This is a genomic window from Paenibacillus sp. sgz302164 (genome assembly GCF_056120505.1).
Genome location: NZ_JBVYOL010000003.1, coordinates 109222 through 130673, shown reverse-complemented (window position 1 = coordinate 130673; position 21452 = coordinate 109222). Strand labels below are relative to the sequence as shown.

The window sequence follows — 21452 nt, the reverse complement described above, 5'->3', positions numbered from 1 at the left end:
GGTACTAACTTGATAATACGGTTCCCATTGCGGCCCGGTTTCAATCTGTTTGCGCTTCTCGGTTGTTGCCCAGAATTGCGGCCTGAATATTGACAGTGCGAATTCCTAAAGTTATAATTTGCCTATCTGTGACTATGACAAAACATTGATGGAACTAAAGTAAGCCATAGCCCGTCGTCAGAGAGAAGGTTTCGGATTATAACTGTTCGCAGCAGGTGTAATTAGGCTGAAAGAACCTTTCGATGCAAGAATGGCCGAACGCTCGTTCCGGAGTGCGGACGAACTCCGCCGGGTGAATCCGTTAACATTCATATAAGGAGATTGTGACACATTTCGGGCGGCAGCGTCCGGCACAATAACCAGGGTGGTACCGCGATGATTCGTCCCTGTTTTGCAGGGGCGTTTATTTTGTTTTGATATCAATTACACTGTGGAGGCGTAACACTTTATGAAAGCAAGCGAAATTCGTTCCAAATGGCTGCAGTTCTTTGCTAGCAAAGGCCACAAGATTGAACCGAGCTCTTCGCTCGTTCCGCACAACGACCCGTCTTTGCTGTGGATCAATGCCGGGATCGCCCCGCTCAAACCGTACCTGGACGGCCGCGAAATTCCGGAAAATCCGCGGATCACGAACGCCCAGAAGTGCATTCGTACGAACGACATCGAGAATGTCGGCAAAACCCGCCGCCATCACACGTTTTTTGAAATGCTCGGCAATTTCTCGATCGGCGATTATTTTAAAAAAGAAGTGATTCCGTGGGCCTGGGAGTTTTTGACGGACCCGCAATGGATCGGCTTTGACCCGAACCGCATTTCCGTTACCGTGCATGAGGACGACGAGGAAGCTTTTGAAATTTGGAACCGGCAAATCGGCATTCCCGAGGAGCGCATCTACAAGCTGAAGGAAGACAACTTCTGGGATATCGGGGAAGGCCCGTGCGGTCCGTGTACGGAAATTTTTTACGACCGCGGCGACGCGTACGGCGATTTGTCCGACCCGGAGTGCTGGCCCGGCGGTGAAAACGAGCGCTTCCTGGAAGTGTGGAACCTCGTGTTCACGCAGTTTAACCATAACAAGGACGGCAGCTATACACCGCTTCCCAACAAAAATATCGATACGGGGGCGGGTCTGGAGCGGTTTGCCTCGATTTTGCAAAATGTCGATTCCAACTTCGATACCGATCTGTTCCTGCCGATTATTGAGCAGACGTGCGGCCTGGCCGGCGTGCAGTATCATGCCAATGAAGAGCACGATGTCGCGCTGAAAGTGATTGCCGACCATATCCGGACGGTAGCGTTCTCGGTTGGCGACGGCGTGCTGCCTTCCAACGAAGGCCGGGGATATGTCATCCGCCGCTTGCTGCGCCGCGCGGTCCGTTACGGCAAAGTGCTCGGCATGGACAAGCCGTTCCTGCATTCGCTTGTGCCGACCGTAGGCGAGATTATGGGCGTCTACTATCCGGAAGTAGTGGACAAGCGCGAATTTATCGAAAAGGTGATCCGTACGGAAGAGGAGCGGTTTCACGAGACGCTCAGCGACGGGCTGGTCATCCTCGCGGAGATGGTTGAGAAAACCCGCCAAGCGGGCGGCGACCGGATCAGCGGGCCGGATGCTTTTAAATTGTACGATACGTATGGCTTCCCGTTTGACTTAACCGAAGATTTCGCCGCGGAAAAGGGCATGAGCGTCGATCGCGAAGGTTTTGACGCTTCGATGCAGGAGCAGCGGGAACGGGCCAGAGCGGCCCGTCAGGAAGAGGGCGGCATGAAGGTTCAGGGCGGACCGCTGGCCGATTTCACGGTTAAAAGCGAATTTGTTGGATATAATGAATTGGTAGTTGACGCTGCTGTCATCGCCATCGTTCACGAGAACCAATTCGTCGATATCGTCGGTGTCGGCGAGACGTGCCAAGTGGTGCTGGACCGCACGCCTTTCTATGCGGAAAGCGGGGGGCAAGTGAGCGATACCGGATACATTCGCAGCGAGAGCGTGCTTTTGAAAGTCGAAGACGTCAGCAAAGCGCCTCACGGCCAGCATGTTCATTCGGTAACGGTGGAATCCGGCGTGCTTCGCAAAGGCGAATCCGTCCGGGCTGAAGTGACCGGTGCGGAGCGGGCGGAAACGGTCAAAAACCATACGGCTACCCATTTGCTCCACAAAGCTTTGAAGGAAGTGCTCGGCGAGCATGTCAATCAGGCGGGCTCCCTGGTGGAACCGGGACGTCTGCGGTTTGACTTCTCGCATTTCGGAAGCATCAGCAGCGAGGAGCTGCAGGATGTCGAGCAGCGGGTCAACCGGCAAATCTGGAACAACATTGATGTCGAGATTTCGCTTAAAGCTATCGCCGAGGCGAAAGCGATGGGCGCTATGGCTCTGTTCGGCGAAAAATACGGCGACATCGTGCGCGTCGTGCGCGTCGGCGATTACAGCCTGGAGCTGTGCGGAGGCTGCCATGTGCAAAATACCGGGCAAATCGGGCTTTTCAAAATTGTCAGCGAATCCGGTATCGGATCTGGCGTTCGCCGGATCGAAGCCGTTACGGGACGCAGCGCCTACGAGTACCTGGACGGGCAGCTTCTGCTGTTGAAAGAAGTGGCAGGCTTGCTGAAAGCGAACATCCAGGACGTTCCCAAACGGCTGGAAAGTTTGCAGCAGCAGTTGAAAGAGCTGTCCCGCGAGAACGAATCGCTGCGCGGCAAGCTCGGACGCATCGAGGCGGGCTCGCTCACCGATCAGGTGAAGCAGGCTGCGGGCGTCAACGTGCTGGCAGCGCAAGTCAATGCCGCGGACATGGACTCCTTGCGCAACATCGTCGACGAGATGAAGACGAAGCTGGGCTCGGCGGTCATCGTGCTTGGCGCTGTCGCCGAAGACAAGGTCAACCTCGTTGCGGCCGTCACTCCGGATCTTGTCGCAAAAGGCTTCCATGCCGGCAAAATTATTAAGGAAGTGGCCGGGCAGGTAGGCGGAAGCGGCGGCGGGCGCCCGGATATGGCGCAGGCAGGCGGCAAAGACGCATCCAAGCTGCAGGCGGCGTTGTCGGGCGTGGAAGGACTGCTCTCCCAATTCGTTTAATAGCATGATAAAATAAATATTTTTTGGCCGGACAGGAATTTTTCGCTGGGCAGAGAATATATGACAATATACACTGAGCAAAAATATGTATTTTAAGCGGCAGCAAACGGAAAGTGGGGTGCTCCTGATGAGTTCCATGGATAAAACGATGAAGTTCAACGTGAAAGCGGAAGAAATCGAGACATCACCGAAAGAAGTGTTGTTAGCGGTCTACGATGCTCTTCAGGAAAAAGGGTATAATCCGATCAATCAGATTGTCGGTTACTTGCTTTCCGGAGATCCGGCGTACATTCCCCGGCACAATAACGCCCGAAGCTTGATCCGCAAGCGCGAGCGAGACGAGCTGATCGAGGAATTGGTACGTTCTTATCTGGGCCAGCATAAATAAAAGGAAAAGAGAACCTGCATGAGATGGATGGGCCTGGATTACGGGGACAAAACGATCGGAGTGGCGGTCAGCGACGAAATGGGCTGGACGGCCCAGGGGCTGGAAGTCATCCAGCGCCGCAAGCCGGAACAGGACATGGAGCGTCTGGAAGCGATTCTGCGCGAATATAACGTTACCGAGATTGTCGTCGGTTTGCCTAAAAATATGAACAATACGATTGGTCCGCGAGGCGAGATCGCGATTGCTTTTTCCCGGGATTTGCAGCAAAGATTGAATGTGCCTGTGCATCTGTGGGATGAGCGGCTTACGACCGTAGCCGCTACGCGAACGCTGCTCGAAGCCGATGTGAGCCGGAAAAAGAGAAAGGCGGTCATCGATAAGATGGCCGCGGCTCTTATTTTGCAAGGATATATGGATGCCAATACGAAGAGGTGAAATGAACATGTCCAAAGAAGAATTGCGTGAGGAAGAACCGGAAATCATTTATATCCCTGACGATGACGGCAACGAGGAAGAGTTCGAGGTCATCATGAAATTCGAAGTGGACGGTTCCGACAAGAAGTACATGATGGTCGTTCCGCTTGACGGCGGGGAAGAGGAGACAGACGAAGTATACGCTTTCCGTTACGAGGAAGACGACGACGGAGAAGATCTGAAGCTGTTCACCATCGAGGACGAAGAGGAATGGAACATTGTGGAAGAAACGTTCAACACCTTGATGGCCGAGTTTGAAGAGGAAGAAGAGTCATGAGCGTAACGCAAACGGATGTGTTGCGGAATGCTTATGGGGATGATATCATTTTGTTTGACGAGCAAAACGAATCGACGGTTTATCGTCTTCTGACGGAATTCGTTCACGGCGATGTGATATATGCCGTTCTGCAATCCGGCGAACTGAAGAAGGAAGATGAAGTCGCCATCTTTAGGGTGGTTCAGGGAGCGGATCAGCAATATGAGCTGGAAACGATCGAAGACGACGATGAATGGGAAACGGTATCGGAGCTCTACGACGAAATGATGTTTCCGGTGAAGGATGACTTGTAAGAGCGTACACCCGAGCGGAGTGCATCCGCTCTTTTTTGTTTTGTCAAACAGGGCATAATGTAGGGAGAGCTGCAGGAGGATGGTCGTGAACCAGATGCTGGATGAACAAGGTGAATTTAGTAAGCCGCAGCGCAGCAAGGTTAAGGCTGTGCTGCTGATCGGCGGATTGGTTTTGCTGCTTATCGCCGGGGGAGCCGGGGGGATCGGCTTGTATATCTCGAATGCGCTGCAGCCCGTGGCTCCGGCTGATCAGGATGTTAAAATAACGATCCCGCAAGGCGCCGGTTCTTCGCAAATCGCAAGCTTGCTGGAAGCGGACGGGCTGATCAGGAACGGTTCGATATTTACTTATTATTTGAAATGGAAGAAGCAGGGGGCGCGTTTTCAAGCGGGAGAGTACAGCATGAAGCCCGGCATAACGCTGGATCAAATCATTGACAAGCTGAACAAAGGCGAAACGGTAAAGGAAGACGTCATCCGTATTACGATTCCCGAAGGATATACCGTCCAGCAAATCGCCGCGAAGCTGACTGAGCAGACGTCATGGAGCGCCGACGCTTTCCTCAAGTTGACCGATACTCCGTCCCAGTTTCAGGCGAGCTCGATCGCGTCTCTTCCGGACAACAAAAATTTGCGGCACCCTCTGGAAGGATATTTGTTTCCCGAGACTTATGAATTTAAGCAGGGGACAACCGAGCAGGAGTTTGTAGAGCGGACGCTGGAGGAACTTGATAAAAAGCTGGCGGCGCTGCCGCCGGACTGGAAGGATAAGCTGAAGGAGCGGAATTTGACGATCCATCAACTGCTGACGGTCGCTTCGCTGGTCGAGCGGGAGGTTGTTGTCGATGAGGAGCGGCCGCTTGTGGCCGGCGTCATTTACAACCGCTTGAGCAAAAACATGCCGCTGCAGATCGACGCGACGGTGCAGTATTTATTCGATAAGCCTAAAGAACGGCTGCTGGAAAAAGATTTGCAAATTCAAAGCCCTTATAATACGTACTTGAATCCGGGGTTGCCGCCGGGGCCTATCGCCAGCCCGAGCCTGGCTTCGATCAAGGCTGCCCTGTATCCGCAGGAAACCAAGTATTTGTATTATGTAACGAAGAAAGACGGCACGAAAGGCCATTTGTTTGCAGAAACGTTTGAAGAACATAAAAAGAACATTGCGGCAAGCAAAAAAGCCGCCAATTGACCAGGATCGCCATGATCGGACAGATGTTCGGAAAGAAGGGTATACATGAAGAAACCGGAGTTATTGGTTAGCTGCGGCTCCGTCGATGAGTTGAAAAGATTGGTCGAAGCGGGCGCGGACGCCGTCCTCGTCGGGGAAGAACGCTACGGCCTGCGCCTCCCGGGTGAAGTGAAGCTGGAGGAATTGGGCCAGGCGGTACAATGGGCGCACGATCGCGGGGCGAAAGTTTACGCCGCGGTCAACAACATTTTTGACAACGACAGCCTGGAACAGCTGCACGGCTATATCGAGCAGCTGCAGCGGATGGGAGTCGATGCGATCGTATTCGGCGATCCGGCTGTGCTGATGGCGGTACGGAATTTGCCGAAGCCGGTGAAGCTGCATTGGAATGCGGAGATGACATCGACGAACTATGCCACCGCCAATTATTGGGCGAATCAGGGAGCTTCGCGCGTTGTTTTGGCCAGGGAGCTGAACATGGAGCAGGTGCTTGATTTTAAACGTCATGCGCTTTTGGAAGTGGAAGTGCATGTGCACGGCATTACGAACATTTATCACTCCAAGCGCGAGCTGGTGAAAAATTATATGGAGCATCAGGGGAAAGCGGATGCGTCCCGTGAGGACCGTTCATCGGGCCGCGGCTTGTTTCTTATCGAGCATGAGCGGCGCGATCAGCGCTATCCGATCTACGAAGACCGGAACGGCACTCATATTATGAGCTCTGAAGATGTTTGCATGCTGGAAAACTTGCCGGAGCTGATGGATGGCGGCGTGGACTGCCTGAAAATCGAAGGCTTGCTCAAATCGCCGGAGTACAACGAAGCTGTTGTACGAAGCTACCGCGCGGTAATTGACAGCTACGCAGCCGATCCGGAACGCTATGAGTTCAAGGAAGAGTGGCTGGACAGCATTCGGAGCTTGCAAGATCCCGAGCGCGAACTGTCGTATGGCTTTTTTTATAAAGAACAGGTTTATTGAGAAAGGAAGGTGGCATCATGACTACGGCGGCTGTAGCAGCTAGAGCCAGAGGCAAGCGCGTAAGGCTGGACAAACCGGAGCTGCTGGCTCCGGCCGGAAGCCTGGAAAAGCTGAAATTTGCGATCCATTACGGAGCGGATGCTGTATATATCGGCGGGCAAAAATACGGACTGCGCTCCAATGCGGACAACTTTACTTTGGAAGAAATGCGCGAGGGCGTGCAATTTGCTAAGGCTTATGGAGCAAAAGTGTTCGTTGCGACGAATATTTATGCGCATAATGAAGATATTGACGGGCTGGAGCCGTATTTGCGCGGCTTGCAGGAAGTCGGAATTTCCGCGATCATTGCCGCGGACCCGATTATTATGCAAACGGCCAGGAAAGTGGCGCCTAAGCTCGAAGTGCACCTCAGCACCCAGCAGTCGACGATGAACTGGCAGGCCGTCAAGTTTTGGAAAGATCAGGGCATCGAACGTGTCGTATTGGCGCGGGAAGCCAGCATGGAAGAGATCGATGAAATCAAGCGGCATGTAGATGTGGAAATCGAAGCGTTCATCCATGGCGCGATGTGCAGCTCCTACTCGGGCAGATGTGTGCTGTCGAACCATTTCACCGACCGCGACTCCAACCGCGGAGGCTGCTCGCAATCGTGCCGCTGGAAATACGATTTGTTCGCCAAGGACCAGCCTTTGGCAGGGCCTTTGGCAACCGATTTGCCGCTTTTCGGAGCGGAGGACGACGCTTTTACGATGGGCTCCAAAGATTTGAGCATGATCGAACACATTCCGGAGATGATCGAATCGGGAGTGGACAGCTTTAAAATCGAAGGGCGCATGAAAAGCATCCATTACGTCGCGACGGTTGTAGGCGCGTACCGGCAGGCGATTGACGCCTATTTTGACGATCCGGACGGCTATGAACTGAAGCAGGTTTGGCTTGACGAAATTCATAAAGCGGCCAACCGTCCGCTGAATACAGGATTTTTCTACGAGTCCCCGGGACCTGAGGACCATATTTATGAGCCTGAAGATAAAGCCGTAGGATTTGACTTTGTAGGTTTGGTCATGGACTACGACGCAGAGACGGGCACGGCGGTCATCCAGCAGCGAAATCATTTCAAAATAGGACAGGAGATCGAGTTTTTTGGGCCCGAGGGCACTCATTTCAAGCAAAAAGTCGAAGCGATCACCGGCGAAGAAGGCCAGCTTCTGGACGCGGCCAGACATCCTTTGCAAATTGTAAAAATCAAAACGGCCCAACCCGTGAAAAAATGGGACATGATGAGAAAAAAAACAGGTAAATAACTTGATGGAAGCTTCCTCCGGCTGTATGGTTCAGGGGGATGCTTCTTTTTTTTCAGCTTCGAAAAACTTCCATGGAAGGTTATCTCATTTTTTGCTCGTTAATTAGAGGATATTGTTAAAAAGTGTCGAAAATTTAGTGTTATAATAAGCGTGAAACCCTTTTCAAACAGATTTTGAATTCCTAATCAAATCATGCTAATCAGAATCTAATGGTGGTGACCTGTGTGAAGAATGGACCTAATCAGTTTACGTCAGCTTTAGTCAAGTTCGGAAAGTCGTGTTGGAAAGCCATTCGTCAAGTAAAATGGGGACGATTGGGCCAACTATTGAAGCGTACGGGGGTGAGCGGATGGAGAATGATGCGGGAGCTTCATTTTGAAAATCCGGTGAAATCCGTAGGAATGAAGCTTTTCCTGATGTTTTTTGCAAGTATTTTGTTCTTTGTCCTGATCGTCGGGATTATTTCTTACTCCGTTTCCAAAAATGTTATTAAAGGCAAGGTTTCCGAATCCAACGTTGAGACGCTTACACAGGCCGGACAAAAGCTCGACTTCCTGTTCCAGACTTTCGATGATGCGTCGCTGCAAATTATGCTGAACAAGGATATTCAGGATATTCTCGATAAGCAGGCGAAGGTCGACCCGAGCACTTATGATTATTTAGACCTAACCCGCCAACTGTCGGAGAAATTAAACGTCATTATTTTTTCCAACAAATCGATTAAGACGCTTCACCTTTATAAGCCTGATGGCTCCCTGATTACGATAACCGGAGCGGGCGGCAGTACGCTGGTCGGCAATGTGAAGGATCAGGACTGGTTCGCAAAAGTTAATGAAGCCAACGGTAAAGTGGTCTGGCTGGACAGCAAAGTCAACGGATATTCGACGAACTCCCCGGGCACGTTTGCCATCGGACGGGTGCTGCGCAATACGTTGACGAACAACTCGTCTGCGATTCTGCTTTTGGAAATCAGCACCGATCTGTTGTATAAAGAAGTCAACGAAATCTCTCTCGGCGATGACAGTAAGATCGCTATTACAAACTCCTCGAACAAAGTGATCGCTTCGATCGCTAAGGAGACGGTGGAGAAAGATTCGGACATTCAGCTGACGAAAGAACAGATGGATAAAGATGCCGACTCGTTTACGACCAAAGACGACCATCTGGTTTCTTTTTACCGTTCGACGGTGTCCGGTTGGTATTTGCTCGGCGATACGCCGGTAAGCTCGCTGGTGAAGGAAGCAGGAGTCATTTTCAAATATACGATCTATGTGGCCATCGGTGCGGCTATCGCCGCCGTGCTAATCGGATTGTTCGTCGCAAGAATGATCGGACGGCCGCTCATTAATCTCCGCAACCTAATGCGGCAAGGAGCGCGAGGCAATCTTACGGTACGCGCCAATTATCAAACGAAAGACGAGATCGGCCAGTTGGGCGAAAGCTTTGATGTGATGATGCAGCAGATTACATCGCTCGTTCAGCAGACCAGCGCTTCGGCTCAGCAGGTGGCTGAAACCGCTACGGAGCTTTCGAATTCTTCGAAAGTAACGGCTACGGCCGCACGTGAAATTGCAGTAGCGACGGACGAAATTTCGGGCGGAGCGGCAGGGCTTGCCACCGAATCGGAAAAAGGGAACGAGCTTACGCAGCACATCGGCGTGCAAATGAAGCAGGTCATCGAGGCGAACCTGGAGATGGGAACGGCAGCCGCGGACGTGCAAAGCTCGAGTGAGCAGGGTACCAAGTACATGGACGAGCTTATCGGCAAGACGAACTTAACGGAAGAAATGATACGCTCCATGGTCGATAAGGTCGACAGACTTAAAGACAGCACCCGGTCGATTCGTAAAATTCTCGAAGTGCTGAACAATTTAACCAAGCAGACGAATATTCTTTCGCTTAATGCAACGATCGAAGCCGCCAGAGCCGGAGCCGCAGGAAAAGGATTCATGGTCGTGGCCGACGAAATCCGCAAGCTGGCGGATCAATCCAGACAATCGATCGATATCGTTGGTCAAACGACGGAAACGATTCAAAAAGAGATCGATGAAACGGTAAAAGCGCTCAACAACGCCAGACCGATTTTCCAGGAGCAAATTTTGGCGGTTAAAGAAGCGGATACGATTTTCAAGCAAGTAACGAGCCATATGGGCGGTTTTATTACGCAGCTTAGCGCTGTGAGCGATTCAATCAGCACGCTGGAGCAGTCGCAGGTCGTGCTGTCGGATGCGATGACCAACGTAAGCGCAGTTGCGGAGGAATCGCTGGCAACATCCGAGGAGGTTGCATCGTTAAGCTCCGAGCAGCTCGGCATCAGCGAAGGGCTGGTGAAGCTGTCCGACAAGCTGGACCAGCTCTCCAAAACATTGAACGAGTCGCTTTCCAAGTTTGAAGTTGAGTAAATATACATAAAAAAGCTATCCCCTTGCGGTATGACGAGGGGGTAGCTTTTTTGTTGAAAGAGCGGCGCAGCGGGCTGTTGTAGGCTAGGCGGCTTTCACCGTGCGCAGCCGGCCGGTGAGGTGACGGCGCGAGCAAATTGTCGTACGGCGAGTTGCGCTCAGGCCAAAGACCTGCAAAAGTGCAGGCTTTTGCGTAGGAACCAGCCCGTTTTGAGGAAAAGCCTGCGATAGTGCAGGAATTTTCGTCCATGAGGAGGCTGAGCTTGAATTTCGGCAGAAAATCCTGCAGATTTGCAGGAATTTAGCAAAGTAAGAGCATCAGGGAGAAAAAAGATGCACTTTTGCAGGTTTTCTGCGCGTGCTGCTGGCCAGTGAGACGTCAGTGAGAGCAAATTGTCGTACGGCGAGTTGCGTTCTGGCCATAAACCAGTGAAAAAGTGCAGGCTTTCTGCGCGCGCTATCGGCCAATGACGCGTCGACTAGCTTTCAGCAGCGGTTTGACAGAAGCTGCTGCTCCCCTCTGAGCGTCTAGTTTTGTGAGGATGACGCCCCGGTGTAATTTGCTTGGCGCAGTTTGCCGGATACGGCTGTTGAACATACTGAGAGCAGAAGCTATTCGTGCGACGAAAGGGATTGCGGCTATGAAACGGAATCAGCTGTCAGCGGCGGAAAAACGCCGAATATTTTTGTCTCTCCTTATTATCATTTGTGCGCTCTCCATTATTGGCGGGAAGCTTTTCTGGATACAGGTTGCCGCATCGGAAAGCTATTCGTCCCGGAGCATCAACCTCGTCGAAAACTCGGTTTTGCAAAGGCAGCGCGCTTTAGTTTTGGATAGCGGCCGCGGGCAAATTTATGATCGGCATATGCGGCCGTTTACAGGACAAACGGTCAGGGCGTTGGTCGTGTTTCCGATCCATAGCCAATACTGGGGCACTGAGGGGCAGCTTGCCCAGATCGCCCGTATATTAGGGACGAGCCCGAAGGATTGGCTCGCCTTCGTGAGCGGGTTGAAGGAGCCGCAGGTTTGGCGAGGCCAAGGCCAAGCTGATATAGTTCCGCTCGCATTGACGCCGGAGGAGGAAGCGGAGATTACGGCTTTGCAGCTCCCGTACCTGAAAGTCGTAAACATGGAAAGCCGATATCCGGCGGAAATGACGGCCAGGCAGCTGATCGGATTTATCGGGCAAAATCCGGATCTCGTCTCTAGCGTATACGGTGCCGAGCTGGCGAGCGGCAGGATGGGGCTGACGAGCAAAATCGGCGGAGCCGGCCTGGAAAAAAGCTTTGATCGGTGGCTGCGCGGGATCGGCGAAACGTCGATCTCGTATTTCACCGATGCGGGCAAAAGGCCTCTGTCAGGCCTCGATGCCAGAATGATTGCGCCGGATAATCCGTATTACCCGCTCAAACTTGTAACTACGCTGGATATGAGCGTGCAGCAAAAAATCGAAGCGCTGATGGACAAGATGCAAATTCGCGAAGGGGCCGCAGTCGTTCAGGATGCCGGCCAAGGCGATGTCGTTGCGATGGCGAGCCGCCCGAACTTTGATCCTGCCCGGGTCGACCCGGGCAGTTCGAACTGGAGCAACCACGCGCTCAAGGCGACGGTGCCGGGCTCGATTTTCAAGACGGTGGTTGCTGCGGCAGCGCTGGATGAAGGCGTCGTAGACCTTCACGAAACTTTCGATTGCGAGGGGGCATTGGGCAAATACGGCTTCACTTGCTGGAGAAAAGAGGGGCACGGCGCTTTAACGTTGGAGGAAGGTTATGCCCAGTCCTGCAACATCGTTTTCGCCAAAGTGATGCAGCGCTTGACTGCGGCGCAAGTGGAGACCTATGCGCGCAAGCTTGGGCTGCTGGCAGACGTCGGCTGGACAGGAAAAGCCGGTACGAAGGAGGACATAAGGCAATTCGATCAGGAGGAAGCCGGTCATCTTTTTGATACGCAGACACCCCGCAGCGATGAGGGCGTGCTGATGCAGACGGCTATCGGTCAAAGGGACGTACGTATATCGCCGCTGCAAGCCTCCAACATGGTAGTTGCCTTGCTCCACGGGGGCAAAGCTTTATCGCCAAGAGTGGTGCAGGAAATCCGTTACCGGACGGGCCGCGCCATGGAACAATTTCCTGTGCATGCGCTGCGTCCTGCCGATGGCAGCGTATCCGCGAAGACAAGCCGCAGGCTGCTGGACTGGATGCGGGATGTCGTCACGGACGGAACAGGACAAGGGCTGCAGGGGGCGGAATGGAACCTTGCAGGCAAGTCAGGGACCGCGCAAGTCATACATGACAAACAGGAAAAAATCAATCAATGGTTTATCGGCTACGGTCCTGTCGAAGCTCCGCGGTATGCGGTCTCGGTAGTTATCGAGAATGCGGATGTGCGGGAAAGCAGCAAAGCGATTCCGCTTTTTAAGGGGATTATGAACATATTGGCCGAAGTTTCAAAGGGCGGGTAATGAAATCATAAAGCATGTTCCTTTTCCGGGCTGGCTTCTCACTTCGATGGTTCCTCCCAAGTTTTTGACGATGCGGAAGGAGACCATCATGCCAAGGCCGGTGCCTTTGTGTTTGGTCGAATAAAACGGGGTTCCAAGCTGCTCGATTTGCTCGGCCGTCATACCGATTCCGCTATCCCTGATTTCCAAAATAATTTTGGAGCCGCGCTTATAGCCGCTAATTTGCAGCGTTCCGCCGTTTGGCATTGCTTCGATTCCGTTTTTGGTCAAATTAACGAGACATTGAATCATTTTTTCATAGTTGGCTATGATCCAAAGAGGCGATTCCATATCAAAGGAAATTTGCACCCCTCTCAGCGAGGCATAAGGATTGATCAAATTCCCCAGCTTTTGCGTGAGTGTGGAAGCGTCGAGCCTCTCCGTTTTTTCCGCCTGGGGTTTGGCAAACGAGAGGTAATCGCTAATAATGCTTTGCGCGCGGTCGATCTCTTCGATAACCATCGAAGTATATATCCGCTTTTTTTCTTCGGTAACTTGGGATTGGCTGAGAATTTGCATGAAGCCGCGCGCCACGGTCATCGGATTGCGGATTTCATGTGCTACGGAGGCGGCGAGCTCGCTAAGTACATGAAGTTTCTCGGAGCGTTGAAGCTCGCTTCGCATGGACATATTTTCGCGGATTCTTTCAATAAGATAAGTCAGCATCAACATCGTGACCATATGAATGAGACAGAATAAGCCGCCATACATCCAAAAGCGCAAATCGATCTTTTCATCCATCTGAATCCGGTAAACGAGGTTTATGCAAAAAGCGGCCAAAGCGCTGACGAATGCAAGCAAACTGGGGAACATCACCTTGGTCGTGCGCTGTTTCCAATTGCTGAGCGAGATAAAGGCAAGTATGAAAGGGACCAGAAGTGCGATGAGGGAAACGATCAAAACCAGTTCCGGCCCTCCGATGTAATATCGATAGGCGATGATCACTGCGGATACGATCAAGCCGGCGCCGATGCCGCTGTACAAGAATGCGGCGAGCACGGGAATAACGCGAAGGTCGTATTCGCTGCCGTTGTAGGCGAAGAGCGGATGAGACATGCAAAACACCGCGGCAAGAGAGCAGATGATAGCGATGCTCAACTGGCTGCAGCGGCGGCTTTTAATGGGCCTGGACCGGTCAAGCCATAATATGTAATAGATCAAGATGGGTACCGTTAGAACCAGTACATTAAGCAGCAAGTCATCCATGACTTTCAATTGTTTTCGCCCACTTATCGGAATTTGGTTATATTTGTATTATTTCGACAGGAAAATAGAAATTCCTACCTGTTTGAGTCTGAGATTTTGATGATTTTTGACAATATCTTCTGCAATCCGGGACGGTTCATTGCGATACGGAGGCAGATCCATTACAATTTGAAATGGGTTTGAATACGAAGGTCGGGAGAATCGGGATTATGTCTATACAATTGCTGCCCCCCGGTACGATCGTTTGGGATCGTTCGGATGAAACGGGCTTTCACGATATACTGTACTCGTTTGCTCTGGAGGAGTTGATGTGCAGGGCGATTGGCCAGGGGGCCGCGCCTGTGATCCATATTTGGCGCCATCCGCGGGCTTTTGTGATGGGGCTTCGCGACAGCCGGCTTCCTTTGGCCGCCGATGCGCAGCGATGGCTGCAGGGCCAAGGCTATAGCACGGCGGTCCGCAATTCCGGCGGGGCGGCCGTTCCGCTTGATCTGGGCGTGGTCAATGTGTCGCTGCTGATTCCCAAAGCGGCGGGCGATATGGAGCACCGCAAAGATTTTGAAACGATGGTGGCCTTGATCCGGCAAGCGATGAGCGGTTTAACCGGACAGATCGATCAGGGAGAAGTTGTCGGCTCCTTTTGCCCGGGCGAATTCGATCTGAGTGTCGGCGGGCGCAAATTTTGCGGAATTGCCCAGCGCCGCCAGCAGCGGGCTATCTCGGTGCAAGCTTTTGTCATCGTGGAAGGAAACGGCGAGAGCAAGGCCCGCATGGCGCGCGAGTTTTATGACAAAGCGGCGGGAACGGCTTTGCAGGGGGATTATCCGGCAGTCGCACCGGGGAGCATGGCAAGCCTTGCGGAATGTTTGAACGCTCCGCTGACCTCCGGCCAATTTACGGAGACGCTCATAGCGGAACTCGGCAAAACGGGAATCCGGCCGGCCGCCGCAGAACAAATCGTCGGAGCGCCGACCGGAGAGCAAATTGCGGATATGATCGAATTGCTGAAATCGCGGTATGCGATAAAAAGCGGATAAACAGCGGATAAGTGGTGGCTATCCCAAAAAGTAATGCAGCGCATCAGGCAGCTCCAACTGCCAAAACCCCCATAAATGCTTGCCGGGCTTCTCTACATAATGGAGCGCGGTTTTTTTTCGCTCGAGCACCTCTCTGGTCAGCCGGTTTTCCAGAACGAAATCGAACGTACCGCGCTCTGTCGTCACTTCGGTTTCGTCCAGACCGATCAGCATGTACAACTCCAGCCAGGATAAATCCTCTTCCCTGGAAAGACGCTCCCTGGTTAAGCCGAAAAATGCGCCGGACAAGGATATAACGCGGCAAAAAAGGCTAGGATAATCTAAGGCAAGGTGCAGAGAAACCGTTCCTCCCAGCGAGTCGCCGGCAACGATGCGTTCGGTGCGGTCTTGGCGGGCCGGATAGAGCCCTTCGATGTAAGGAATCAGTTCCTCAGCAAAAAAACGGGTGTAAGCGGAATGACGCTCGCCTTCAGGGGCGTATTCGCTTGTGCGAACGGCTGTATCGACGTCCACTCCGACAACGATGGCCGGCTCCATTCCGTCATCCAGAATGCAGCGGTTCAGAGTCGTCGCGATGCGGCCGAAATTAAAAAATTGTTCGCCGTCCTGGCAATAAATGACCGGATAGGACAGCAGGTCGTTATAGCCGGGCGGCAGGAAAATGCGGAGGGAGCGCCGTTCGCCCAAATAAGCGGATGTAATTTCGTCTTTGACAATCGTTCTTTTGTAGTAGCGGGAGTCTTCCATTGTATCATGCGCCCCTTTTTTAAAATGATGTCAGCCGTTACCGGCGTGTTATTGAGTGCCAGCAATGTGTGGCGGTTTTTTGCAAAAATTGGGTATTTTTTGGAGAGGTGTATTATAGCAGTTATTAATAAATTGTTAACTGTATTATATATTTTGATGAACTGTACTATTCAATTAGGTTAAAAAATGTCGTATTCCTTAAGGAAACTGGTGTACAATTCACAAAAACAGGTTTATAATAATACTATAACAGAAACGAAGCTAGCAGGCATTAAAATCATATATGAGGTGAAATGGTATGAGTAAGCCACTTGTCAGCCAAGCGAATTATGAAGTGACCACAGAGAAAGTTCAGCCTTTGCAGGTCCTTGCTCCGGACGGTACTGTTGTCAATCCTGACAAAATGCCGAATTTGAGCGACGATCAATTGAAAGAATTAATGAGAAGAATGGTATTCACCCGCGTATGGGATGAAAGAGCCGTTAATCTGGGCCGTCAAGGCCGTCTTGGTTTCTACGCGCCGGTATCTGGACAGGAAGCGTCCATGATCGGCAGCGAGTTTGCTTTGAACAAGGACGATTTCATTTGCCCGGGCTACCGCGATATGCCGCAAATCGTATGGCACGGACTGCCGATGTATCAAGCTTTCTTGTATTCCCGCGGTCACCAGCATGGCGGTCAGATTCCGCAGGATGTGCACGTGCTTATGCCGCAAATCATTATCGGCGCGCAAATTTTGCATGCTACCGGCGTTGCGATGGCGTTCAAAAAGCGCAATCAGCCTCGCGTAGCGATTACTTACACAGGCGACGGGGGCAGCTCCGAAGGCGATTTCTATGAAGGAATGAACTTTGCGGGAGCATTCAAGCTGCCTGTCATTTACTTCGTGCAAAATAACGGGTATGCGATCACGACTCCGTACGCCAAGCAAACAGGCGCGCTTTCCGTAGCGCACAAAGCGCTTGCCGCGGGAATCAAGGGCGTTCAAGTGGACGGCATGGACGTTCTGGCTGTCGTTCAAGCAGTGACTGAGGCTGCCGAGAGAGGCCGTCGGGGCGAAGGCGCAACTTTGATCGAAGCATTAACGTACCGTTTCCGTCCGCATTCGATGGCGGATGATACGACCAAATACCGCACCAAAGATGAAGAAAGCGAATGGGAGCCTAAAGATCCTCTTGCGCGCATGCGCCTGTTCCTGACACAAAAAGGACTGTGGAGCGAAGAGGAAGAGAACCGCGTGAAGGAAGAAGCGAAGGCTACTGTCGCCGAGCATATCAAAAAAGCCGAGGAAACCGAAAAAATGACGATTCCTGGCTTGATCGATTCGATGTTTGAAACTACACCGCAGCATCTGGAAGAGCAAAAGCAAGCGTACAAATAAATGGTTTCGCGGCTGTCGGCCGCGAGAACGAAAGCAATGCTAACGAGGCCAGTTTTTTGGCGAAAAACTCTTAGGAGGCACGGACTGTCATGGCACAAATGACGATGATTCAAGCGATAAAAGACGCGATGCGCGTTGAATTGGAAAGAGATCCCAACGTAGTTTTGTTCGGGGAAGACGTTGGTCATGTCGGCGGCGTATTTCGCGCGACGGAAGGTTTACAAAAAGAGTTCGGCGAAGAGCGCGTATTCGATACGCCTCTGGCTGAATCCGCGATCGGCGGACTTGCCGTAGGTCTTGGCATCCAGGGCTTCCGCCCGATTGCCGAAATTCAATTTGTCGGCTTCATTTATGAAGCGCTCGACCAAATTTGCGTACAGGCTGCCCGTATGCGCTACCGCTCCGGCGGCCGTTACAACGCTCCGATCGTGTTCCGCACGCCTTTTGGCGGCGGGGTTAAAGCGGCTGAGCTGCATACCGACCCGCTGGAAGGGCTGCTGGTGCAAACTCCGGGGATCAAAGTCATTGTCCCTTCCAACCCTTACGATGCGAAAGGGCTGCTCATTTCCGCGATTCGCGATAATGACCCTGTTTTCTTCATGGAACATTTGAATTTATACCGTTCTTTCCGTGCAGAAGTGCCGGAAGGCGAATATACCGTGGAAATCGGCAAAGCGAATGTCGTTCGCGAAGGCTCCGATGTCACGATCATTACTTACGGCGCTATGGTGCACACTTCCCTCAAAGCGGCCGAGGAAATCGAAAAAACGAAGGGCGTCAAAGTCGAAGTCATCGACCTGCGCACACTGCTGCCGCTTGATATCGACACGATCGTCGCTTCCATCAAGAAAACGAACAGAGCGATTATCGTACAGGAAGCGCAAAAAACTTCCGGCGTAGCGGCGGAAGTGATCGCGCAAATCAACGAGAAGGCGATCCTCCATCTGGAAGCTCCCGTGCTTCGCGTGGCGCCGCCGGATACGATTTATCCTTTTGCGCAAATCGAAGACGCTTGGCTGCCTAATCCTGCGAGCGTCATTGCCGGAATCAATCAAGTCCTCGAATTTTAATTATACAGTCGAAAGTAATGGGAGGTAGTGTACGTGGCACTTTTTGAATACAAGTTCCCTGAGCTTGGCGAGGGTATACATGAAGGCGAGATCGTCAAGCTGCTCGTAAAAGCGGGCGACGCCGTAACGGATGAAACGATTTTGATGGAAGTTCAAAACGATAAAGCGGTCGTGGAAGTACCTTGTCCTGTCGACGGAAAAGTCGTCGACGTGAAAGTGAAAGACGGCCAAATCTGCACGGTCGGCGAGCTCGTGATGACGATCGAGGTCGCGGGCGAACTGCCTGCGGCATCGATCCACGGCCACGACGCGCCTGCGGCCGCGGCGCCTGCTCCTGCTGCCCCTGCGGCGGCAGCACCGGCCCCTGCAGCAGCACCAGCGGCTGCTGCTGCAGCTCCGGCAGCGCCTGCTGCAAGCAGCGCCGGCCGCGAAGTGCTTGCGACGCCTAGCGTGCGCAAGCTGGCAAGAGAGCAGGGCGTCAACCTCGCAGAGGTGACGCCGACAGGCAAGCACGGCCGCGTTACGCGCGAGGACGTGCTCGGTTTCACAGCCGGAGGCGGCGCAGCCGCGGCTCCGGCAGCAGTGCCGGCCGCTGCGGAGGCGGCTGGCGCGGCGGCGCCTGCGGCAGCAGCGCAGGCGGCCGTGAGCGGCGATCGCGTCGAAGAACGGATTCCGTTCAAAGGAATCCGCAAAGTGATCGCGAACGCGATGGTCAAGTCCGTGTATACGGCTCCGCACGTGACGCTGATGGACGAGATCGACGTGTCGGCCCTCGTCGCTCTGCGCGAGCGGACGAAGCCTCTCGCCGAGAAAAAAGGCGTGAAGCTGACTTACCTGCCGTTCATCGTCAAAGCGTTGGTAGCAGCTTGCCGCCAATTCCCGGTCATGAATGCGATGATCGACGAAGAGAAGCAAGAGATCGTGTACAAAAAGTACTACAACATCGGCATCGCGACCGATACGGACAACGGCCTGCTCGTTCCGGTCATTCATGACGCAGACCGCAAAAACGTATGGTCGATCGCATCCGCCATCAAAGATCTTGCCGTTCGCGGACGCGAAGGCAAACTGGCTCCTAACGAAATGAAGGGCGGAACGATTTCCATTACGAACATCGGCTCCGTAGGCGGCATGTTCTTTACGCCGGTCATCAACTTCCCTGAAGTTGCGATTTTGGGTGCAGGCCGCATCACGGAAAAACCTGTCGTGAAAAACGGACAAATCGTAGCAGCTCAAGTTATGGCGCTTTCCCTAAGCTTTGACCACCGTATCGTGGACGGAGCGACGGCGCAAAGCTTCCTGAACTATATCAAGCAGCTTCTGGCCGACCCAGAGCTTCTTGTCCTGGAGGTGTAACATATGGTAGTAGGAGACGCTTCTTTAGATATTGACGTATTGGTTATCGGTGCGGGTCCGGGCGGCTATGTGGCCGCCATCCGCGCCGCGCAGCTCGGCAAAAGCGTATTGATCGTAGATAAATCGGAATGGGGCGGCGTATGTCTGAACCGCGGCTGTATCCCTTCCAAAGCTTTGATCTCCGCTGCGCATCAATACGAGCATGCCCTTCATGCCGACAGCATGGGCATTTCGGTTGAAAATGTGAAAGTGGATTTCGCCAAGGTGCAGGAATGGAAAAACGGCATCGTCAAAAAGCAAACAGGCGGCGTCAGCGCATTGCTCAAAGGCAATAAAATCCAGATGTTCCAGGGCGAAGTCATGTTCATCAACGAGCATGAAGCGCGCGTATTCAATGAGCAGGAAGCTCCGCGCTACCGCTTCCAGCACTGCATCATCGCGACGGGCTCCCGTCCGATCGAGTTGAAAGCATTCCCGTTCGGCGGCAGAATCATCTCCTCGACAGAGGCGCTTAACCTGCCGGAAATTCCGAAAAGCATGATCGTCATCGGCGGCGGCTATATCGGCATCGAGCTGGGCCAAACGTACGCGAAGTTCGGTACAAAAGTAACTGTTCTGGAAGGCTCTGACAGCGTGCTGCCGGGCTTTGAAAAAGAAATGTCCAAACTGGTTGCCCGCAACCTGGACAAAGTAGGCGTTGAGGTGCATACTGAAGCGTTGGCGCAAAGCTGCACCAAAACGGACAACGACGTGACGGTTACGTTCACTGTCAAAGGCGAGGAAAAGCAAGTTACGGCCGATTACGTGCTTGTAACGGTTGGCCGCCGTCCGAACACGGACGGCGAGCTCGGCTTGGATCTGATCAACCTGAAGCTGACAGAACGCGGTTTGGTCGAGATCGACAATCAATGCCGCACGAGCATTCCGCATATTTTCGCGATCGGCGATATCGTTCCGGGTCCGGCTTTGGCGCACAAAGCTTCCTACGAAGCAAAAGTGGCGGCTGAAGTGATTGCCGGTCATCCGAGCGTAATCGACTATAAGGCGATCCCGGCGGTCGTATTCTCCGATCCGGAAATTGCCAGCGTCGGTTTGAACGAAACCGAAGCGAAAGCGCAAGGCTACAATGTAGCGATCGGCAAGTTCCCTTACGCAGCCAACGGCCGCGCGAACTCGCTGAACGCAGGCCAAGGTTTCGTGAAACTGGTCGGCGACAAAGATACGGGCATCCTGCTGGGCGGGCAAGTTGTCGGTCCGGAAGCATCCAACCTGATCGGCGAGCTTGGCTTGGCGATTGAAATGGGAGCCACCCTGGAAGACATCGCATTGACCATCCATGCGCATCCGACATTGACGGAAATGGTGATGGATGCAGCGGAAGGCGCTTTGGGCCATCCGATCCATCAGCTCAAATAATAAATTAGAAAAAGTCCCGAAAGATTGGCCGTGGAGCCGATCCTTCGGGACTTTTTTAGCGTTTGAGTTCGATGCAGCGCGGCAACGCATGGAACGGTATTCCGGTTGGCGAACCGGCTTCCCCACCCACGCTGCTGCTCACTTTCGAAACGGGGCGAGGCTGTCGCACAAGTAGTTTGCGGCTGCTTCGGTAAATTAATCCAGAGTAGAATAAACCCATCAACCTAGCAATCACTAGCTACCTGTATAAACCCACCAATCCAGCAATCACTAGCAACGTCCAAAAAACCTGCAAAAGTACATCTTTTTGTGTGTTGATAGGCTTGTTTCAGGAAATTCCTGCAAATCTGCAGT

The 21452-nt window shown here is 52.8% G+C and carries 17 protein-coding genes; 15 read left to right on the top strand and 2 right to left on the bottom strand.

Going from position 1 to position 21452, the window contains the following annotated elements:
- The first annotated feature begins 448 nt into the window (after positions 1–448).
- The 10 genes from alaS to AC0LWT_RS06125 all read left to right on the top strand — a co-directional run bounded on the left by alaS (position 449) and on the right by AC0LWT_RS06125 (position 12846).
- Positions 449–3076, top strand: coding sequence for an alanine--tRNA ligase (alaS, locus tag AC0LWT_RS06170; RefSeq protein ID WP_474680354.1), 2628 nt, complete (start codon positions 449–451; stop codon positions 3074–3076).
- 127 nt (positions 3077–3203) lie between these two features.
- Positions 3204–3464, top strand: a complete 261-nt coding sequence (locus AC0LWT_RS06165) for an IreB family regulatory phosphoprotein (protein WP_134753304.1) — start codon at positions 3204–3206, stop codon at positions 3462–3464.
- An 18-nt stretch (positions 3465–3482) separates the two neighbouring features.
- Positions 3483–3899 carry a Holliday junction resolvase RuvX gene (gene ruvX, locus AC0LWT_RS06160; RefSeq protein WP_474680353.1) on the top strand — a complete coding sequence of 139 codons (417 nt, stop codon included), beginning with the start codon at positions 3483–3485 and terminating at the stop codon, positions 3897–3899.
- A gap of 7 nt (positions 3900–3906) precedes the next feature.
- Positions 3907–4215 carry a DUF1292 domain-containing protein gene (locus AC0LWT_RS06155; protein ID WP_474680352.1) on the top strand — a complete coding sequence of 103 codons (309 nt, stop codon included), beginning with the start codon at positions 3907–3909 and terminating at the stop codon, positions 4213–4215.
- On the top strand, positions 4212–4508 hold the full coding sequence (locus tag AC0LWT_RS06150) for a DUF1292 domain-containing protein (RefSeq protein ID WP_474680351.1): 297 nt from the start codon (positions 4212–4214) through the stop codon (positions 4506–4508). Before AC0LWT_RS06155 ends, AC0LWT_RS06150 begins: the two co-directional genes overlap by 4 nt.
- Positions 4509–4587: 79 nt before the next feature.
- Positions 4588–5700, top strand: coding sequence for an endolytic transglycosylase MltG (gene mltG / locus AC0LWT_RS06145; protein WP_474680350.1), 1113 nt, complete (start codon positions 4588–4590; stop codon positions 5698–5700).
- Positions 5701–5745: 45 nt separating this feature from the next.
- The gene (locus tag AC0LWT_RS06140) at positions 5746–6678 is read left to right on the top strand and encodes a peptidase U32 family protein (RefSeq protein WP_474680349.1); all 933 of its coding nucleotides are present in this window, start codon (positions 5746–5748) and stop codon (positions 6676–6678) included.
- A gap of 17 nt (positions 6679–6695) precedes the next feature.
- Positions 6696–7982, top strand: coding sequence for a peptidase U32 family protein (locus AC0LWT_RS06135; protein WP_474680348.1), 1287 nt, complete (start codon positions 6696–6698; stop codon positions 7980–7982).
- A gap of 356 nt (positions 7983–8338) precedes the next feature.
- Positions 8339–10384, top strand: coding sequence for a methyl-accepting chemotaxis protein (locus AC0LWT_RS06130; protein ID WP_474680691.1), 2046 nt, complete (start codon positions 8339–8341; stop codon positions 10382–10384).
- Between the two features lie 641 nt (positions 10385–11025).
- Positions 11026–12846 carry a peptidoglycan D,D-transpeptidase FtsI family protein gene (locus AC0LWT_RS06125; RefSeq protein ID WP_474680347.1) on the top strand — a complete coding sequence of 607 codons (1821 nt, stop codon included), beginning with the start codon at positions 11026–11028 and terminating at the stop codon, positions 12844–12846.
- Here the strand turns inward: AC0LWT_RS06125 and AC0LWT_RS06120 are convergent.
- Positions 12832–14091, bottom strand: a complete 1260-nt coding sequence (locus AC0LWT_RS06120; protein WP_474680690.1) for an ATP-binding protein — start codon at positions 14089–14091, stop codon at positions 12832–12834. The two genes, AC0LWT_RS06125 and AC0LWT_RS06120, sit on opposite strands and share 15 nt — an antisense overlap.
- Before the next feature lie 209 nt (positions 14092–14300).
- Between AC0LWT_RS06120 and AC0LWT_RS06115 the strand changes: the two genes are divergently transcribed.
- A complete protein-coding gene (locus AC0LWT_RS06115; RefSeq protein WP_474680346.1) occupies positions 14301–15128 on the top strand; it encodes a lipoate--protein ligase family protein in 828 nt (275 codons plus the stop codon).
- A gap of 18 nt (positions 15129–15146) precedes the next feature.
- On the opposite strand, the gene AC0LWT_RS06110 is transcribed toward AC0LWT_RS06115, so the two are convergent.
- Complete coding sequence (locus AC0LWT_RS06110; RefSeq protein WP_474680345.1) at positions 15147–15875, bottom strand: alpha/beta hydrolase; 729 nt, start codon at positions 15873–15875, stop codon at positions 15147–15149.
- A 298-nt stretch (positions 15876–16173) separates the two neighbouring features.
- Here AC0LWT_RS06110 and pdhA point away from each other — a divergent pair, with 298 nt between their 5' ends.
- The 4 genes from pdhA to lpdA all read left to right on the top strand — a co-directional run bounded on the left by pdhA (position 16174) and on the right by lpdA (position 21098).
- Positions 16174–17256, top strand: coding sequence for a pyruvate dehydrogenase (acetyl-transferring) E1 component subunit alpha (gene pdhA, locus AC0LWT_RS06105; RefSeq protein WP_474680344.1), 1083 nt, complete (start codon positions 16174–16176; stop codon positions 17254–17256).
- A gap of 89 nt (positions 17257–17345) precedes the next feature.
- Complete coding sequence (locus tag AC0LWT_RS06100; RefSeq protein ID WP_474680343.1) at positions 17346–18326, top strand: alpha-ketoacid dehydrogenase subunit beta; 981 nt, start codon at positions 17346–17348, stop codon at positions 18324–18326.
- Positions 18327–18359: 33 nt separating this feature from the next.
- The gene (locus AC0LWT_RS06095) at positions 18360–19682 is read left to right on the top strand and encodes a dihydrolipoamide acetyltransferase family protein (protein WP_474680342.1); all 1323 of its coding nucleotides are present in this window, start codon (positions 18360–18362) and stop codon (positions 19680–19682) included.
- Between the two features lie 3 nt (positions 19683–19685).
- Positions 19686–21098, top strand: coding sequence for a dihydrolipoyl dehydrogenase (gene lpdA / locus AC0LWT_RS06090; protein WP_474680341.1), 1413 nt, complete (start codon positions 19686–19688; stop codon positions 21096–21098).
- Positions 21099–21452: the final 354 nt, after the last annotated feature.

Bases quoted from the DNA above. Each gene is read 5' to 3' on its own strand.
- pdhA (WP_474680344.1), top strand. From the start codon at position 16,174: ATGAGTAAGCCACTTGTCAGCCAAGCGAATTATGAAGTGACCACAGAG.
- AC0LWT_RS06130 (WP_474680691.1), top strand. From the start codon at position 8,339: ATGATGCGGGAGCTTCATTTTGAAAATCCGGTGAAATCCGTAGGAATG.
- AC0LWT_RS06150 (WP_474680351.1), top strand. From the start codon at position 4,212: ATGAGCGTAACGCAAACGGATGTGTTGCGGAATGCTTATGGGGATGAT.
- mltG (WP_474680350.1), top strand. From the start codon at position 4,588: ATGGTCGTGAACCAGATGCTGGATGAACAAGGTGAATTTAGTAAGCCG.
- AC0LWT_RS06125 (WP_474680347.1), top strand. From the start codon at position 11,026: ATGAAACGGAATCAGCTGTCAGCGGCGGAAAAACGCCGAATATTTTTG.
- ruvX (WP_474680353.1), top strand. From the start codon at position 3,483: ATGAGATGGATGGGCCTGGATTACGGGGACAAAACGATCGGAGTGGCG.
- AC0LWT_RS06135 (WP_474680348.1), top strand. From the start codon at position 6,696: ATGACTACGGCGGCTGTAGCAGCTAGAGCCAGAGGCAAGCGCGTAAGG.
- AC0LWT_RS06120 (WP_474680690.1), bottom strand. From the start codon at position 14,091: ATGGATGACTTGCTGCTTAATGTACTGGTTCTAACGGTACCCATCTTG.
- alaS (WP_474680354.1), top strand. From the start codon at position 449: ATGAAAGCAAGCGAAATTCGTTCCAAATGGCTGCAGTTCTTTGCTAGC.
- AC0LWT_RS06115 (WP_474680346.1), top strand. From the start codon at position 14,301: ATGTCTATACAATTGCTGCCCCCCGGTACGATCGTTTGGGATCGTTCG.
- AC0LWT_RS06165 (WP_134753304.1), top strand. From the start codon at position 3,204: ATGAGTTCCATGGATAAAACGATGAAGTTCAACGTGAAAGCGGAAGAA.
- AC0LWT_RS06110 (WP_474680345.1), bottom strand. From the start codon at position 15,875: ATGGAAGACTCCCGCTACTACAAAAGAACGATTGTCAAAGACGAAATT.
- AC0LWT_RS06100 (WP_474680343.1), top strand. From the start codon at position 17,346: ATGGCACAAATGACGATGATTCAAGCGATAAAAGACGCGATGCGCGTT.
- AC0LWT_RS06155 (WP_474680352.1), top strand. From the start codon at position 3,907: ATGTCCAAAGAAGAATTGCGTGAGGAAGAACCGGAAATCATTTATATC.
- AC0LWT_RS06140 (WP_474680349.1), top strand. From the start codon at position 5,746: ATGAAGAAACCGGAGTTATTGGTTAGCTGCGGCTCCGTCGATGAGTTG.
- lpdA (WP_474680341.1), top strand. From the start codon at position 19,686: ATGGTAGTAGGAGACGCTTCTTTAGATATTGACGTATTGGTTATCGGT.